General features: G+C 59.2%; 12 protein-coding genes and 1 pseudogene. 5 read left to right on the top strand and 8 right to left on the bottom strand.

The features are described from left to right. Positions 1-98 precede the first annotated feature (98 nt). From Ga0074115_RS06040 to Ga0074115_RS06025, 4 genes are all read left to right on the top strand, one after another. Positions 99-521: a hypothetical protein gene (locus tag Ga0074115_RS06040; protein WP_057956786.1), complete on the top strand. Its 423-nt coding sequence runs from the start codon at positions 99-101 to the stop codon at positions 519-521. Then, positions 503-1,213 carry a response regulator transcription factor gene (locus Ga0074115_RS06035; protein ID WP_057956787.1) on the top strand — a complete coding sequence of 237 codons (711 nt, stop codon included), beginning with the start codon at positions 503-505 and terminating at the stop codon, positions 1,211-1,213. The genes Ga0074115_RS06040 and Ga0074115_RS06035 overlap by 19 nt, the downstream gene beginning before the upstream one ends. An 11-nt stretch (positions 1,214-1,224) precedes the next feature. Beyond that, positions 1,225-2,679: a sensor histidine kinase gene (locus Ga0074115_RS06030; RefSeq protein ID WP_057956788.1), complete on the top strand. Its 1,455-nt coding sequence runs from the start codon at positions 1,225-1,227 to the stop codon at positions 2,677-2,679. 124 nt (positions 2,680-2,803) lie between these two features. Further along, positions 2,804-3,043, top strand: coding sequence for an HP1242/YdcH family protein (locus Ga0074115_RS06025; protein ID WP_057956789.1), 240 nt, complete (start codon positions 2,804-2,806; stop codon positions 3,041-3,043). 155 nt (positions 3,044-3,198) lie between these two features. On the opposite strand, the gene Ga0074115_RS06020 is transcribed toward Ga0074115_RS06025, so the two are convergent. The 8 genes from Ga0074115_RS06020 to Ga0074115_RS05985 all read right to left on the bottom strand — a co-directional run bounded on the left by Ga0074115_RS06020 (position 3,199) and on the right by Ga0074115_RS05985 (position 11,927). Continuing rightward, complete coding sequence (locus Ga0074115_RS06020; protein ID WP_057956790.1) at positions 3,199-3,582, bottom strand: PilZ domain-containing protein; 384 nt, start codon at positions 3,580-3,582, stop codon at positions 3,199-3,201. A gap of 142 nt (positions 3,583-3,724) precedes the next feature. Continuing rightward, complete coding sequence (locus Ga0074115_RS06015; RefSeq protein WP_057956791.1) at positions 3,725-4,354, bottom strand: class I SAM-dependent methyltransferase; 630 nt, start codon at positions 4,352-4,354, stop codon at positions 3,725-3,727. 38 nt (positions 4,355-4,392) lie between these two features. Next, a complete protein-coding gene (locus Ga0074115_RS06010) occupies positions 4,393-4,992 on the bottom strand; it encodes a hypothetical protein (RefSeq protein ID WP_057956792.1) in 600 nt (199 codons plus the stop codon). Positions 4,993-5,060: 68 nt separating this feature from the next. Beyond that, entirely contained in the window at positions 5,061-7,004 is a 1,944-nt protein-coding gene (acs, locus tag Ga0074115_RS06005; protein WP_057956793.1) for an acetate--CoA ligase, read from the bottom strand. 140 nt (positions 7,005-7,144) lie between these two features. Continuing rightward, on the bottom strand, positions 7,145-7,837 hold the full coding sequence (locus Ga0074115_RS06000) for an exonuclease domain-containing protein (RefSeq protein ID WP_057956794.1): 693 nt from the start codon (positions 7,835-7,837) through the stop codon (positions 7,145-7,147). A gap of 3 nt (positions 7,838-7,840) precedes the next feature. After that, on the bottom strand, positions 7,841-9,706 hold the full coding sequence (locus Ga0074115_RS05995; protein ID WP_057956795.1) for a putative nucleotidyltransferase substrate binding domain-containing protein: 1,866 nt from the start codon (positions 9,704-9,706) through the stop codon (positions 7,841-7,843). A gap of 168 nt (positions 9,707-9,874) precedes the next feature. Further along, a complete protein-coding gene (locus tag Ga0074115_RS05990; protein WP_060528320.1) occupies positions 9,875-11,659 on the bottom strand; it encodes a sodium:solute symporter family protein in 1,785 nt (594 codons plus the stop codon). 13 nt (positions 11,660-11,672) lie between these two features. Then, positions 11,673-11,927, bottom strand: coding sequence for a DUF4212 domain-containing protein (locus Ga0074115_RS05985; RefSeq protein WP_039960067.1), 255 nt, complete (start codon positions 11,925-11,927; stop codon positions 11,673-11,675). A gap of 472 nt (positions 11,928-12,399) precedes the next feature. On the opposite strand from Ga0074115_RS05985, the pseudogene Ga0074115_RS05980 reads away from it, so the two are divergent. After that, positions 12,400-13,314: pseudogene (locus tag Ga0074115_RS05980) on the top strand (DUF3179 domain-containing protein). Positions 13,315-13,328 lie beyond the last annotated feature (14 nt).

Below are 13,328 nucleotides of genomic sequence, written 5' to 3'. Positions count from 1 at the left end.
AAATTTACGTGACTCAGGCGGGATCTGCATCGGCTTTAATCTCCTCCGAACGTGGTGCGGGGTGTTCCCCACCGACTTTTCCTGGAGGAGATAAGACGATGACTATTTTTACCAACAGAGTGGTTTTGAGCCTCGGTTGTGCCTTGATTTTGCAGGCGGCAGCGATCAGTGCCGCGGAAATGAGCGAGCAGATGTCCCATTCTGGCACGAGGATGATGGATGATAAAGGCATGATGGAGCACAAACAGATGCAGTCAGAGGGCATGCAGGGCAAGATGGGAGAGACGCCTATGCAGGCGCAAGGCATGCATGACTCAGATGGGAGACAAATCGATGTCGGGTATGCAGGAGCAGAAGATGATGTCGGAGAGCCCCATGGGAATGTCAGAGAAGAAGGGCGGAATGTAGCAGGAGCGGCCCGCAATACTCCCTCCGGCTGGAGGGGGCGTCGCCTGGCAACTGCTATGATCACTTCTGAAAATCGCAACAGAGCGCAGACCCGATGCGTCGCAGAGTCTTGATTGTTGAAGATGAACCCGATATCGCCCGGCTGGTGCGGTCGCACCTGAACGATATCGGCTGCGATGCCGACATTGCCGGGGACGGCGCGACCGCGATGCAGCGCTTCAATGGTGGCGGCTATCAGCTGGTGGTGCTCGACCTGATGCTGCCCGATACCGATGGCCTGAGCCTCTGCCGCCAGATGCGCCAGTCGGGGGACTATCTGCCGATCCTGATGCTCACCGCCAAGTCGGGCGAACTCGATCGGGTGCTGGGGCTGGAGATGGGGGCGGATGACTATCTCAGTAAACCCTTCAGCATTGCCGAGCTGCTGGCGCGCATCAAGGCGCTGTTCCGGCGGGTCGATGCGCTTAGCCAGCAACGGGATGAGTCGCCGGTCGAGGAACAGATCCGCTGCGGTGGGCTACAGATCGATGTGGTGCGGCGGGCTGTGCAGGTTGATGGCCGGCCGGTAGAGCTGACCGCCCGGGAGTTTGATCTGCTGCTATTTTTTGCGCGTCAGCCGGGGCGGGTCTTCAGCCGGGTGCAGCTGCTCGATCGGGTCTGGGGTTACAACCACGAGGGCTATGAGCACACCGTCAACTCCCACATCAACCGGTTGCGGGCGAAGATCGAGAGTGAGCCCTCCAAGCCCCGTTATGTATTGACCGTCTGGGGCGTCGGCTACAAGTTTGCTGATGACAGCGGCTGAGGCCCGGCAGCATGTTGCGAACCCTCTATGCGCGCCTGGCCGCCGCTTTGGTGGCGATCTTTCTGGTTATAGGCCTGCTCTACGGCCTGATCACCTCAGTGGTGACAGAGCGCTATCTGCAGCAGCTCAACCAGCAGTTCAATCGCGATCTGGCGCAGCGGATTGTTGCCGATCGGAAGCTGGTGGCGGCGGGCGAGCTCGACCGGCAGGCGCTTAAAACTACCTTCAGCGCCTACATGGATATCAATCCGAGCATCGAGATCTACTTGATCGATAGCGCCGGAAAAATCCTCGCCTTCTCCGCTGATCCCGGGCGTGTGAAGCGGCAGCATGTGGATCTGCAGCCGATCCGCGCCTTTCTGCGCGGTGAAGGGTTCCCGCTGCTGGGGGACGACCCCCGTTCCCACGACCGACGCAAGGCCTTCTCTGTCACCCCGGTGCCGGCGGGCTACCTCTATGTGGTGTTGCGCGGTGAGGAGTACGACTCGGTGGAGCAGACCTTGCGGGAGAGCTATCTGATCCGCCTCAGCCTTTGGACGGCGCTGGGCAGCCTGGGATTCGGGCTGCTGGCGGGGTTGCTGCTGTTCCATCGCTTGACACGTCGCCTGCAGCGGCTCTCCGGGGTGATGCAGCAGTTTCAGGGCAGTGATTTCACTCGTCACCAACCATTTGCCGAGGATCCGGTCAAGCTGAACGACGAGATCGGTCGGCTCGGCCAGACTTTCGACGGGATGGCTGATCGCATCATCGATCAGTGGGGTGAATTGAAACAGCAGGACCGTCTGCGACGCGAATTGGTGGCGCAAATCTCCCACGACTTGCGCACCCCGTTGGCAGCTCTGCAGGGTTACCTGGAGACCCTGCAGATGAAGGCAGAAACCTTGCAGGAGGGGGAACGGCAGGAGTATCTCGGTATCGCTCTGCGCCAGAGTCGGCGGTTGACGCGGATGGTAGAGGCGCTGTTTGAACTGGCCCAGCTGGAGGCGCGGGAGACCCGGGCCGAGCTGGAGCCGGTGGCACTGGCGGAACTGGTGCAGGATGTGATGCAGAAGTTTGTCCTGTCGGCTGACGAAAAGGGCATCCAGCTGAGCATGGAACCACCGGTTGGGCTGTCGCTGGTGCTGGCCGATCTGGCGCTGAGCGAGCGTCTGCTCGATAACCTGATCAGCAATGCCATCGACCACACTCCACAGGGTGGAACGATACAGATCCGCTTTCAGCAGAGCGCAGATTCAGTGGCGGTGGCGATCGAGGATAGTGGCCCCGGCATCGCCGCAGCCGATTTGCCGCACATCTTCGATCCCTTCTATCGCAGTCGCCCTGCAACTGGTCAGACCGGGCATGCCGGCCTGGGGCTGGCCATCGCCCGACGCATTGTGGATCTGCAAGGAGGATGCCTGACGGCGGAGAACCGCCCGGATGGCGGTGCCTGCTTTCTCTTCACCCTTGGCAATGCCTCTGTTTGAGCTGTTTGTGGAACTGGCTGCAGGTGATTCAGCCAGGCTAATGAGCTTCCCTTGAGCCTGATCATTCCAGTCGTTTTGGCTGCTGCTACTCTAGAACTGCGCACTCCCAACAGAGGAAAAAACCATGCTTTCAGAACACCATGACATCGACCATGAGTTTCCTGAATTTCATGAGAGACTGGAGGCGGCGAAGGCTGCTGATGCCGAGTTTGCTGCGTTGGTAGACAAACATGACGTCCTGGATGACGAGATTCGGGAGCTCGAAGAGCGCGGCCAGCCGATCGAGGATCTGGACATTGAACAGATGAAAAAGCAACGTGCGCAGATGAAGGATGAGATCTTTGCCAAGCTGAGATCTGCCTGACCGCTGGGTTTAGCTGCCCGCATGCATCCAGGTTGGCCAGGGAACTGGCGGAGTCTGGTGCTGGCTGGTCTTGATGACATTGCAGGGCAAGTCACTTGGAGGCCGTCCGCTCGGTCCCCATCGAATCTGAATACCTGCCCTTTCCTGGCGGCAGTTCAGACACTGGGCCGCAGAAGTGGCTTCAGCAGGGGGGGGCTATGAGCGGCAACGGGTGCTCGTCGGTTTTCCCTGATCTTTTCCAGCGTCGACTTGAGTTGAAACACTGTTTCGAATAGCTCGGGTTGTGGAAACTGGAACATGATGCCGATTTGTTCTGGAGTGGACCAGATGACCAGGCCGAATACCTGCCATTGGTGAGTACCTAGATTGAAGCTCATCTCGATGAGCCTACCAGTGGGGATGGTCAGCGCTTTATCCCGAAGAGTGATGCCGGTGGAGGAGATGCCATCGGCCTGTGCAGTGATGCAGCGATTGCGGTGGATGATCTGGACATCGAAAGTGATTGGGATGCGGCGGTTGAATCGCTTTTCTATGGTCATTCTTTGCTCTTCCTTTTCTCGTGTTTAGCGTCCTCCATTCTTGATGGGTAGAGTGGCAACAAAATTAATCTTTTGTTGCGGTTTTGCTACGGTCTGCGTTCAGGTTCTGATGTCTTAGCGGTGTTGCCTGGCAGTTGAAAAGTTACAAGCGGTGCAGATGAAAATAGGAGAACGCCTGCCGCTTGCCGGCGGGCGTGGGATGAGATTCCGACAGCTCTTCAAGCAGCTGAAACCCATCACCCAGCACATTCAGCAGACGTTCCGCGTCATACTGCACGATATCCAGGCCGCTGCACTGGGTCGGGCCGCCAATTGCAAAAGCGGCGATCACCAGATGCCCGTTGGGCCGCAGGGATGCGTTCAGAACTTCGGCATACTTTTCACGGTCGGCGGCCTTGGTGAGAAAGTGAAATACTGCTCGGTCGTGCCAGAGGGCGTAGCGGTGGGGGGCGCTGAATTCAGTCACATCCACCTCATGCCACTCGATCTGCCTGGCCGCCTCTCCCAATCGGCTTTGCGCATAGGCAAGTGACCTGGCGGAGATATCGAGCACCGACAGCTGCGAGTAGCCCGTCTGCTGCAGCCGATCGACCAGCAGCGAGGCACCACCCCCCACATCGATGATGGGATCATCTTTTTGAATGCCGCTGTTGCGGATCAGCTCCAGAGAGAGGCTGGGTTCCTTCTGGTACCAACTGACCTCAAGAGGGGATTTGTCACGGTAGACCTGCTCCCAATGCTGCTTCCGGTCGCCCATTGCGCCTGCCTCCATGAGTAGAGCCTGCTTTCAGTATATGTGATGAAATCCCACTACTTGACCCGCGCGTGGCTTGGTGCTGTCGGATAGTGCTGAGTTGTCAGTGCAGCGGAGAGCCAGAGCAGGGCTGCCTCTTCACCTTTTTGCAGCTGCTTTTTAATCACCACTACACCTTGCCCGGTACGCCAGTGGATCAGGCTCGTCGGTTGCGGCTGCGCCTGGCTGATGGCGCGCTCTTCAGCTGGCTTGCCCAGGTGTCTGTGGAGGTGCGTGAGTAGCTGCGGGTGATAGATCTCCCGGTAGACCATTTTCACTGCGCTGACCTTTCCCGCGCGGAAGAACAGGGTGAGATAGCGGGCCGGGATGCCGTTGAAGACGCCGATGCGGGTCACACAGAGCCGATCACCAAAGTCGCTGGATTGATCTTGGCACTGCCAGTCGAGATCCGGGTAGACGGTTTTTAGCTCCGCTTCGGTGTAATTGTCGTCCAGATCCTTGAGATTGAACTTGATCTCATCCTCCCCCCAGAGCATCAGCAACACGGTATCGGTGCGGCGCTGGCCATCCTCGGTGAAGACCAGCCAGAAGATCGGTCCAAGCACCAATGCAAGGATCAGCAGTTTTTTATAGAGGATGGGGAGTTTCAGTTTCATGGTGCGCCTTAGGAGAGTAAAAGGGGCGGCAGTGCCGCCCCTGAGTCAGTTGCTGGTCAGAAGCCGGATCAGCGATTCGCTCGGTTTTCGATCAGGTTATCCACCACGCTGGGATCGGCCAGGGTCGAGGTGTCGCCCAGGGCATCGATCTCGTTGGCGGCGATCTTGCGCAGGATGCGGCGCATGATCTTGCCGGAGCGGGTCTTGGGCAGCCCTGGAGCCCACTGGATGATGTTGACCTTGGCGATCGGGCCGATCTCCTTGCGCACTAGCTGCACCAGCTCATCCTTCAGCTCATCGACATACTCTTCGCCAGACATCAGGGTGACGTAGGCGTAGATGCCCTGGCCGGTGATCTCGTGGGGATAGCCGACCACGGCGGCCTCGGCGACCTTCTCGTGCAGCACCAGTGCGGATTCGATCTCGGCGGTGCCGAGACGATGGCCGGAGACGTTGAGCACGTCATCGACACGGCCGGTGATCCAATAGTAGCCGTCCTCATCGCGTTTGGCGCCGTCACCGGTGAAGTAGTAGCCGGGGTACATCTGGAAGTAGGTCTCATAGAAACGCCGATGGTCGCCATACAGCGTGCGCATCTGAGAGGGCCATGGGTGTTTGATGGCGAGATTGCCGGAGGCCGGGTTGCCCTCGATCTCCTTGCCCTCTTCATCCAGCAGCACCGGCTGAACGCCGAAGAAGGGCTGGGTGGCGGAGCCGGGTTTTAGTGGGGTGGCGCCGGGCAGGGGGGTGAGCATGTGGGCGCCGGTCTCGGTCTGCCACCAGGTGTCGACGATCGGGCAGCGACTGTCGCCCACCACTCGGTTGTACCACTCCCAGGCTTCTGGATTGATCGGCTCGCCGACGGTGCCGAGCAGGCGCAGGGATTTGCGTGAGGTGGCCTTGACCGGCTCTTCACCGGCGGCCATCAGGGCGCGGATCGCGGTTGGCGCGGTGTAGAAGCTGGCTACGTTGTGCTTGTCGCAGACCTGCCAGAAGCGGCCCACATCGGGATAGGTGGGGATGCCTTCAAACATCAGGCTGATGGCGCCGTTGGTGAGCGGGCCGTAGACGATGTAGCTGTGGCCGGTGACCCAGCCGATGTCGGCGGTACACCAGTAGACCTCGCCGTCCTTGTAGTCGAACACCAGCTTGTGGGTCATGGCCGCTTGCAGCAGGTAGCCGCCGGTGGTGTGCAGCACGCCCTTGGGTTTGCCGGTGGAGCCGGAGGTGTAGAGGATGAACATGGGGTCTTCGGCGTCCATCTCCTCCGGTTCGCAGACCGGATCGGCCGCGGCCAGCGCCTCGTGATACCAGATATCGCGGCCCTCGGTCCACTCCACCGCTTCGCCGCCATGTTTCACCACGATGGAGGTGTGCACGTTGGGACAGTTGGCCAGGGCGGCGTCGGCGCTCTTTTTCAGCGGCAGATGCTTGCCGCCGCGGATCGACTGATCGGCGGTGATCAGGCATTGGCAGTCGGAGTCGAGGATGCGGTCCTTCAGGGCGTCGGGGGAGAAGGCGCTGAAGACGATGGAGTGGACCGCGCCGATGCGGGTGCAAGCGAGCATCGCTACCACCGCTTCGGGGATCATCGGCATGTAGATGGAGACTCGATCACCCTTCTTTACGCCACGGGATTTGAGTACGTTGGCGAACTTGTTGACGTCGGCGTGCAGCTCCCGGTAGCTGATTTTTTTGTCATGCCCCGGATCGTCCGCTTCCCAGAGGATCGCGGTCTGATCGCCACGGCTCTCCAGGTGACGGTCGAGGCAGTTGTAGGAGACGTTCAGTTTCCCGCCCTTGAACCATTCGATGTGCAGGTCGTCCTCGCCAAAGCTCCAGTCCAGGGTCTTGTCCCACGTCTTGAACCAGCTCAGGTACTCCGTTGCCTGCTCGCCCCAGAAGCCCTCCGGGTCATCGATAGAGCGTTGGTACATCTCTTGGTACTGGGCATCGGTGATGTTCGCCTGGGCGGCGAAATCGGCGGGGACTTCGTAAACCTTGTCGGACATGGTGGTTACCTCTTGGTGTTTTGTTCCATTGAATGGTCTGTTGTTAGTGCGAAGTGGGCTTCTGCAGCGGCCCGATGATCGCAGGCCCGGGCTGATCGTTCTGTGCAAAGCTGCATACTGCCGAGAATCGGGGCATCGGGTCAATCCGTCTGAAACTGGTCGAGTCGGCACTGCGTGGGCCTTGGCGCCATCTCCGCTGCCATCGCAAGAAACAGCTCGGCGGTGGCGAGGGCATCACTGAGCGCATTGTGCGCCTTGTAGTGGGGTAGATTGTAGCGTGGCCGCAGGTTGAACAGGCGCAGATCGCCGGGCTGGATGCTGTGGTTACGCTGGGCGAACAGGCGCTGGGCCAGCTCCAGAGTGTCGATGATCGGAATGATAAAAGGCGTGCCGTAGAGCCGCTGGCAGGCGGCGTCGAGAAAATTCTGCTCGATGTTTTTGTAGTGGGCCAGCATCACCTTGCCGCTGAGTTGTCGCAGTAGCTGAGGCAGTGCCTCTTCTAGGGGGGTGCCTGCGGCGGCGTGGTCATCGGTGATCTGATGGATCACCGCGGACGACTCAGGGATCTGCTGTTCCACCCGGATTACCCGGTGCCAGGCAGTGTCGAGGTGGATCTGTAATGCACGGATATTGACCAGGCCGATGCTGAGAATGCTGTCCTGTTTCGGCTTCAAGCCGGTGGTCTCCAGATCAAGGGAGACGATCTCCAGCTCCGTGCAGGGGGTCTTACTGGAGGGGAAGGGGGCTGTGAGGTAGTCCCTCATCACCCCGGTGGGAGCCTTGGCCAGGGCCCGCTTGCGCTGATGCTGTTTGCTGAAGAGACGCTCGAACATGATTCACCGGAAGCGCCCGCTTTGGTAGCGGCTCTCCATAGTCTCCTGCATTGTCTGAATCACCCCGAAGGCATCTTTCAGGTGGCGTCGCTGTAGTTCGGAGAGGGTATCCGGTGGCAGATAGTTGTTGGGGCTCTGGCCCCGTTTGATCTGTGTGGCCTGATGCTGGATGCGCAGGCTGGCGATATACTCCAGGGCATCCTGCAGATTCTCCCCCATCTCCTCGCTGATCGCCCCGGCGGCCATCGCGGCACTCAGGCGCTCGCTGGTGTTGACCTCAGCCAACCCTTGATCAAGTGCGAAGACCCGGGCGATGTCGGTGATCGGCACGATGCCGCGGTGTTTGATGTCGAAGGTGTCGTCGTGCTCACCGCCGTGGATTAGGGTGAAGTTGCGGAAGAAGCCCAGCGGTGGGCGGAACTGCAGCGCGTTGGCCGCCATGTAGGCGGTAAACAGGCTGTTTCCCTTGGTATTTTGCAAGATCTCCTGTTGCAGCTGTTCAAACAGGCTGAACTCACCGAATACCGGACGCAGATCGAAGAAGATGCTGGAGAGCATTAGCGCCATCGGCTCGGGGGCGTCGATCCACTCCTTGAAGTAGCCACGCCAGGTTTGTAGCGGCTGACGCCACTTCGGGTTGCTGGCCATGGCATCCCCCGGGCAGTAGACAAAGCCGCAGGCGTCTAGGCCGTCTGTAACCCGCTGTGCCAGTGCCGCAAAGTAGTCGGCATGCTGTGCGGGCTGGAAGCTGTCATCGAGCAGCAGCGCGTTGTCCTGGTCCGAGTGAGAGCTCTGTTCACCTCGCGCCTGGGAGCCGCCGCAGAGCCAGACGAAGGGGATGGGTGCTGGCCCCAGTTCCTGTTGCGCCATCTCGATCAGACGGATGGTGATGCCGTCGGTGATGCAGGAAATTGCCTCGCCGATGTGCTGTGCGGTGGCGCTGGAGTTGGCCAGCTGCAGTTGCAGCTCGGGCAAGCGTTGGCTGGCTTGGATCAGGTACTCCAGGTTCTGTGCCTTGCGCACATCGTTGGCGATGAAGGCGGAGCTGGAGTTCTGCTGCTGGGCCAGATCGGTGGCGGTGAGCATGCCGATCACCACTTCGCCGATCATCACCGGCAGATGGTGCAGATTTAGGCGGGTCATGGCCATCAACGCATGCATCACCAGGCTGTTGTGCTGCACAGTCTGCAGCTTGCTTGACATGATCTCCCGGGCTGGTCGATCGCCGAGCAGCCCGGTTGCCACGCAGCGTTTGCGCAGATCCCGGTCGGTAATCAGGCCGGCCAGTCTTTCCCCCTCCATCAGCATTACCGAGGAGACGTTCTGCTCGCTCATTAGCTGGGCAGCCTGTTGGATGCTGGCGTTGACGTCGATGGTCACTGGCGGCTTCTTCAGCAGGTCTGAGACCTCCACCGTCAGGTGGGCCATCTGATTGTGACTCTCCTGATCACCGTTCACCGCCTGTTTCAGACGATCCCGCAGGGATTCGCTGAAGTGGCGATTGAATGCCTCGGAACCCTCCCGCAGCTGGCGCAGGCTGTCGCAGGGGAGCAGGTAGAGCAGGCTATCCTCCACGGCTTTGCCGTTGCGCGATTGGCCCAGATCGAGCAGTTGGCAGTGCAGGGTGTAGATATCGCCCTCCGCCAGTTTTTCGATCAGGTTGTCGTCTGCATCGTAGAGTTCAATGGCGCCGCTGCGGATGATGTAGAGGTAGCTGCCGTCGATATCCTCTGGCGGGAAGTGGCTGTCGCGGCGCAGGTAGCGGATCTGCAGGGATTTGGGGAGCTGCTCCAGGGTCTGATCGGAGAGTGCGTCGAACGGATGGCGTTCGACGAGAAAGTCGCGGATCTCGATCAGTTCGATTTCCATGGGATCAGTTCCAGCTCTCCATCGGGTGAAGTTGTTATACCGGTACAGGGGAAGAATTTCTACGCATCGACCGCTGGTCTGGGCTGTCGATTGGTGGAAATGCCTCGGCAGGTGGGGAAGGAAAAAGGCCCCGCAGTGCGGGGCCAAACTTTACAGAGTCGTCTGGTTTTAGTGAGCGGAGGCAGCAGCGGCCCCCTTGGGTACGCGGATATCCTCCACCAGATGTTGGATATGCTCCGGCGGTGCGGCAGTCACCTTCGACACGGCGATGGCGACGGCGAAGTTGACCAGTGCGCCGACAGCGCCAAATGCATTGGGTGAGATGCCGAGGAACCAGTTCGGCCCCATGTCACCGAGGAAGGCGGTGCCGGGGATGAACATGATGCCCTTGTGCTGGAACACATAGAGCATAGTGACGCCGATACCGGAGACCATGCCCCAGATCGCACCGGAGCGGTTCATCTTCTTGTTGAAGATGCCCATCATCAACGCCGGGAAGATCGAGCTGGCAGCCAGACCAAAGGCGATGGCCACGGTGCCGGCGGCGAAATCCGGTGGATGCAGGCCGAAGTAACCCGCCAGGGCGATGGCGCCGGCCATTGCGATGCGTCCGGCCATCAGCTCATTCTTCTCCGAGATGTCGGTCATGAAGACGCCCTTCAACAGATCATGGGAGATCGAGGAGGCGATCGCCAACAGCAGACCCGCTGCGGTGGAGAGCGCAGCGGCCAGACCGCCGGCGACGACAAGGGCGATGACCCAGTTTGGCAGTCCGGCGATCTCTGGGTTGGCTAGCACCATGATGTCGCGGTCGACCTTGACCATCTCATTGCCTTTCCAGCCGAAGGACTCGGCCTTGGCAGCAAATGCGGTGTTTTTGTCATTGTAGTATTGGATGCGGCCATCGCCGTTCTTATCCTCATACCTCAACAGACCGGTCTGTTCCCAGTTCTTGAACCACTGGGGCCGTTCGGCGTAGGCGAGGTTGCCCTCGGCAGAGCCAACTTCACCCGTCTGGATAGTATTCATCAGGTTGAGGCGGGCCATCGAGCCGACCGCCGGTGCGGTGGTGTAGAGGATGGCGATGAAGACCAATGCCCAGCCGGCGGAGGAGCGGGCATCCTTCACCTTAGGGACGGTGAAGAAACGGATAATGACATGTGGCAGGCCTGCGGTACCGATCATCAACGACAGGGTGTAGACAAACATGTTGAGTTTACTGCCCATCACCTGGGTCGTGTACTCATGAAAACCCAGTTCCGCGACTACCTGGTCAAGCTTGTCCAGCATATACATGCCGGAGCCATCCGCCATGGTGCTGCCGATACCCAACTGCGGCAGTGGGTTGCCGGTGATGTTCATTGAGATGAAGACGGCGGGCACGGTGTAGGCGAAGATCAGCACGCAGTACTGGGCGATCTGGGTGTAGGTGATGCCCTTCATGCCGCCGAGAACGGCATAGATGAAGACGATGCCCATGCCGATGTAGAGGCCGGTATCGTAGTCAGTCTCGAGGAAGCGGGAGAAGGCGACGCCGATGCCCTTCATCTGGCCGATTACATAGGTGATCGAGGCCAGGATCAGGCAGATGACTGCGACGATGCGTGCTGTGCGGGAGTAGTAACGATCACCGATGAACTCGGGCACGGTGAACTTGCCGAACTTGCGCAGGTAGGGCGCCAGCAGCAGTGCCAGCAGTACATAGCCGCCGGTCCAGCCCATCAGGAAGACAGAGGCGCCGTAGCCGTTGAAGGCGATCAGTCCTGCCATCGAAATGAACGAGGCGGCGGACATCCAGTCGGCGGCGGTGGCCATGCCGTTGGCCACCGGGTGTACCCCGCGGCCAGCGGCATAGAACTCGCCGGTGGTACTGGCACGCGCCCAGAAGGCGATGCCGATGTAGAGGGCGAAGGTAAAGCCCACTACGGTATAGGTCAGTGTTTGAAGATCCATTGGTTGTATCCCCTTAATCCTCGTGGACGTCGAATTCGATGTCCAAGGCGTTCATACGTTTTGCGTAGAAGAAGATGAGCACCAGGAAGGTGTAGATAGAGCCCTGCTGGGCGAACCAGAAACCCAGCCCGACACCACCAACTTTGATGGCATTGAGCGGCTCCGCGAGGATGATGCCAAATAGGTAGGACACCACAAACCATATCGTCAGTAGGATGGCTACTAGGCGAATATTGGCTTTCCAATATTGCTCAGCTCGATTGTTCATTTCATGATCTCTCCGCCGGTTGAGTTGCTTCGCTCTGTGGCTACCGCCGCCGCCCTGCCTGAGGAGTTCCTGCAATTTTATTGTTCTGGCTTAGAGGCGGTGCCCGGTTTTGGGTATCCGCAGGTAACGGATAGAGCCACAGGAATTGTCCGGCTGGTGTGGGTTAAAAGTCAAAACAAAACAAGGAGTTATTGTGTGTTATCTGGGGTCTTTAAAGAGAGTGTGTGAGAAAAAAGGTAACAAAAAATTGAGTGAGTGTTACCGATGGGACCGCAATCTGTTCCCGATGGTAAAAGAAGCTATTTTTTGACCGCAGGCGGCGGGTGTGAAACCGGCTGACGCTGGTGTGCGTATCTGGGGAGAGCAGAGTTGTCTATGGATCAGAATGCGTTAGAAGCGAACTGATCATAGCGAATTGGATTCCCTCAGGATTGGATCTATGTCTAACTTTTCACTGCTGAGTCTATTGTCAATGGCGATGGTAGTGCTGGCTTGTTCGCCGGTGCAGACTAACGCGCTGGAGCGTTTGAATAGCTTTGATCTGCGTGATGCGCAGGTGCCGCCGGAGGAAATCTTCCACGGTGGCCCGGCGCGGGACGGCATACCGGCCATCGACTCACCGCAATTTGTCACTGCTGATTCGGCTGACTGGCTGAAACCTGACGAGCGAGTGCTGGGACTGTCGTTGCAGGGGACCAGCCGCGCCTATCCGGTGGCCATTCTCAACTGGCATGAGATCGTCAACGACCGTTTCGGTGAGCGGGCGGTGGTGGTCACCTTCTGTCCACTCTGCGGCAGCGGCATGGCGTTTGCCGCAGAGGTTGATGGCCAGGCCTTGAGTTTCGGGGTCTCTGGTCTGCTCTATAACAACGACATGCTGCTCTATGACCGACAGAGCAAATCTCTCTGGTCGCAGTTGATGAGACAGGCGATCAGCGGCCCGATGGGGGGTAGGCGTCTGCAGATGTTGGCGTTGCAACACACCAGCTGGTAGGAGTGGCGCGACAGGCATCCACAGACGCAGGTACTGTCGCGGGAGACCGGTTTTGCTCGGGACTACAGCAGAGATCCTTACGCGGGGTATGCGCAGGAGTCAGAGCTGTTCTTTCCGTTGTCCGCTATCAACCCGCGCTACCATCCGAAAGAGCAGGTCTTGGGCCTGGAGATCGATGGAGCCTTCAAGGCCTATCCGTTTCAGGAGTTGGCGCGGCTGGAGGGTGTTCTGGATGATCGATTGGGGAACCGGCCGATCCGGGTGCACTTTGACAAGGCCAACGCGACCGCTTGGGTGGAGGGCCGAGAGGGGAGACGGCTGCCAAGTGCCATCAGCTACTGGTTTGCCTGGATGGCGTTTCACCCGGATAGCCTGGTGTTTGAAGGCGATTAGAAGAGAGGAAAGGC

The sequence above is a fragment of the endosymbiont of Ridgeia piscesae genome (genome assembly GCF_001443665.1).
Lineage (GTDB): Bacteria > Pseudomonadota > Gammaproteobacteria > Chromatiales > Chromatiaceae > Endoriftia > Endoriftia persephonae.
The sequence above is the reverse complement of the archived record's forward strand: the minus strand, read 5'-3'. Positions and strand labels throughout refer to the sequence as shown.